At 36.7% G+C, this 1,121-nt stretch carries 2 pseudogenes; one reads left to right on the forward strand and one right to left on the reverse strand.

The features are described 5' to 3' along the window. A pseudogene (locus tag H5300_RS26725) lies at positions 1-113 on the forward strand (IS630 family transposase); the annotation flags it as partial. 477 nt (positions 114-590) lie between these two features. Here H5300_RS26725 and H5300_RS26730 read toward each other — a convergent pair. Next, positions 591-1,001 (reverse strand): annotated as a pseudogene (locus tag H5300_RS26730) (histidine kinase); the annotation flags it as partial. Positions 1,002-1,121: the final 120 nt, after the last annotated feature.

A 1,121-nucleotide genomic window follows, 5' to 3' on the forward strand; every position in this document is an offset into this window, starting at 1 on the left:
TCAAGGAAGCCATAGACCAATTTTTTACTGTAACTCTTCCAGAGATTGCAGGTTCGTTGACGTCTCGAATCAATGACAATTTTCAGGTGTTTAAGCCTGCATCTTCAAGTTGATTGGGTATAGATTATGTAAATTTATGTAATGTTAATATAATTTAATTGAGACATGATTTTAGTAATTGAATTATATGGCTAGATGATGGCATTGATAATATTGTATTTTGAGTTTGCTTTATTTGTATTCTTATGTCTTATTAAATAATGAAATTTTTAGGTGGGAAGTTTTAGATAGCACGAGGATGCTATTTTATTTATATATTTATACCTATCTATTTACGAAAGGTGTTTAACCAAAACACTGTTGATATCTATATCAGACATGCACCTATGTAGATCTTTACAGTCCAATTATAAAAAATAAGATATGAATTAAGTTCATGTTATAACGTAAACAGCACTTAAAGATGTAAGTAGCAACAACTTAGCCCTATTCGTATTATTTTTGAACAAAATTATTGTAACCACATGATATTCAAAGACCTGTCTCGATGGCTTAGCTCTAACTTCTGAATGAGTACAATCATTGAGTATTTAACATGCGCCATCAAGTACGACGATTTGAGGTTCTTTTTCTGGTTGATAGAGTACCTGACAAAAGTCACCTTTAGGTGAATAGGTGTAGCTATCTGCGTCAAAAGAGATAGCAGCTACTCTTTCGGCATTGCTGCCAGGATCGACTTCTTTGTTGATCACGTGAAGCTCTGTTCTGTCGATATTGAGCAGCCTTCTTAGTGAATCCACATAAGCTATTGGGTAGCCATGACAGACGTAGTAGGTTTCAATTTCCGTTTTTTCTACATAGTTGCACTCTCCCTCAACGCCAGCAATCGCAGACTTGGCGTAGATCATATCGATACCGGTACGTAGGTTACCCGCTACGTCGTGTATTTTACTCGCACGGGCGCTTCCTTGAACGTTTAAGAACTTGACCATAGCCGTGGCTTTGTTGCGTAATTAAATTTAGAGATAGAGCCACCCCGTTTCGCGTATTTCTTAGTCAATACGACAAGTTTCAGGCATACCTAACCCAGTAAGCTTGTTCAACGCTTTTATCATCGCGTA

The sequence above is a fragment of the Vibrio sp. SG41-7 genome (genome assembly GCF_014164465.1).
GTDB classification, from domain to species: Bacteria; Pseudomonadota; Gammaproteobacteria; order Enterobacterales; family Vibrionaceae; genus Vibrio; species Vibrio splendidus.